A 1,880-nucleotide genomic window follows, 5' to 3' on the forward strand; every position below is an offset into this window, starting at 1 on the left:
TGCAGCGCACCCACCGTGGTCGTCGCGGGGGGTGGCACCGCGGGCCACATCGAACCGGCGCTCGCGCTGGCGGACGCGGTGACCCGGCTGCGGCCGGATGCCCGGGTGGTGGCCCTGGGCACGGAGCGCGGGCTGGAGAACCAGCTGGTGCCCGCCCGCGGCTACCCGCTGGAACTGGTCCCACCGGTGCCGATGCCGCGCAAGCCCACCGTGGATCTGCTGCGACTGCCGGGGAAGGTCCGCGACTCGGTCCGGCGCACCCGGGAGGTGCTCGACCGCGTCGACGCCGACGTGGTGGTCGGCTTCGGTGGCTACGTGGCGCTGCCCGCCTATCTCGCCGCCCGTGGGCGGGTGCCGATCGTGGTGCACGAGGCGAACAAGCACGCGGGGCTGGCGAACAAGGTGGGGGCGCGTCTCGCGGCGCGGGTGGCCACCGCGGTGCCGGGGACGGCGCTGCCGGGCGCCGACGTCGTCGGTATCCCGTTGCGGCGTTCGATCACCACGCTCGACCGCACCGCGCTCCGGGACCGGGCCCGCGAGTATTTCGGCCTCGATCCGAGTGCCCCCGTGCTGCTGGCCTTCGGCGGTTCCCAGGGCGCCCGGTCGATCAACACGGCGATGTCCGACGCGGCGGAGCGGTTCGCCGACGCGGGCGTGAGCGTGCTGCACGCGCACGGACCCGGCAACACCGTCGTGGTGCGCGAGTTCCCGGGACGGCCCGCCTACGTGCCGGTGCCGTACCTGGAGCGGATGGATCTCGCGTACGCCGCGGCGGACCTGGTGCTGTGCCGCTCCGGGGCGATGACCGTCGCGGAGGTGTCGGCGGTGGGACTGCCCGCCGTCTTCGTCCCGCTGCCGCACGGCAACGGCGAACAGGCGTCGAACGCGCGGCCCGCGGTCGACGCGGGCGCGGCGCTCATGATCGACGACGCGGACCTCACCGGCGACCGGATCGCGGAGAGCGTGGTGCCGTTGGCGACCGACCCGGGCAGGCTGGGGAGGATGAGCGCGGCGGCGGTCGGCCTCGGCCACCGGGAGGCCGACGAGGTGCTGGCGGGCATGGTGCTGGAACAGGCGGCCGCACGAGTGGGCAGGTCCTGACACGACAGGTCCGGAAACGACGAGGGGAACCGAGGCAGGGGGCGATGACGTTGGAGCGGGACGGGGTGCTCGACAGGGCACATCTCATCGGGATCGGCGGTGCCGGGATGAGCGGCATCGCGCGGATCCTGCTCGCCAGGGGAGCGCGGGTGTCGGGATCCGACGCGAAGGACTCCCGTGCCTTCCTCACACTGCGCGCCCAGGGTGCGCACATCGAGGTCGGGCAGCGGGCCGACAATCTCGACGTGCTCGGACAGGACCCGTCCGCGGTGATCGTGTCCACGGCGATCCGGGAGGACAACCCGGAACTGGTGGCCGCCCGCGAGCGGGGGATCCCGGTGCTGCACCGGGCGCAGGCGCTCGCGGCCCTGATGGAGGGCCACCGGGTCGCCTGCATCGCGGGGACGCACGGCAAGACCTCGACGACGTCGATGCTCACCGTGGCGTTGCAGCACTGCAGGCTGGACCCGTCGTTCGCCATCGGGGGCGACCTGAACGAGTCGGGGGCCAACGCGCACCACGGTGAGGGCGGTCTCTTCGTCGCGGAGGCCGACGAGAGCGACGGGTCGTTCCTCGCCTACACCCCGTCGGTGGCGGTGATCACGAACCTGGAACCCGACCATCTCGACCACCACGGCACGGCCGAGGCCTACCAGGCGGTGTTCGCCGAGTTCGTGCGCCGGATCGAGCCGGGTGGTCTGCTCGTGGTCTGCGCCGACGACCCGCCCGCCGCGGAGCTGGCGGCGGCGGCCGAGGCCGACGGGGTGCGGGTGCGCCGG

Annotated in this window: 2 protein-coding genes; both read left to right on the plus strand. The window is 73.9% G+C overall.

The annotated features are described in order from the left end of the window. Window positions 1-1,101, plus strand: a 1,101-nt coding sequence (gene murG / locus ACTIR_RS0118125; RefSeq protein ID WP_233345945.1) for an undecaprenyldiphospho-muramoylpentapeptide beta-N-acetylglucosaminyltransferase, incomplete at its 5' end; no start/stop codon positions are given. A 44-nt stretch (window positions 1,102-1,145) separates the two neighbouring features. After that, window positions 1,146-1,880: UDP-N-acetylmuramate--L-alanine ligase (locus ACTIR_RS26860; protein WP_026455343.1), on the plus strand; the 735-nt coding region annotated here is incomplete at its 3' end.

Origin of the sequence: Saccharomonospora iraqiensis subsp. iraqiensis (assembly GCF_000430445.1) — a bacterium.
Lineage (GTDB): Bacteria > Actinomycetota > Actinomycetes > Mycobacteriales > Pseudonocardiaceae > Saccharomonospora > Saccharomonospora iraqiensis.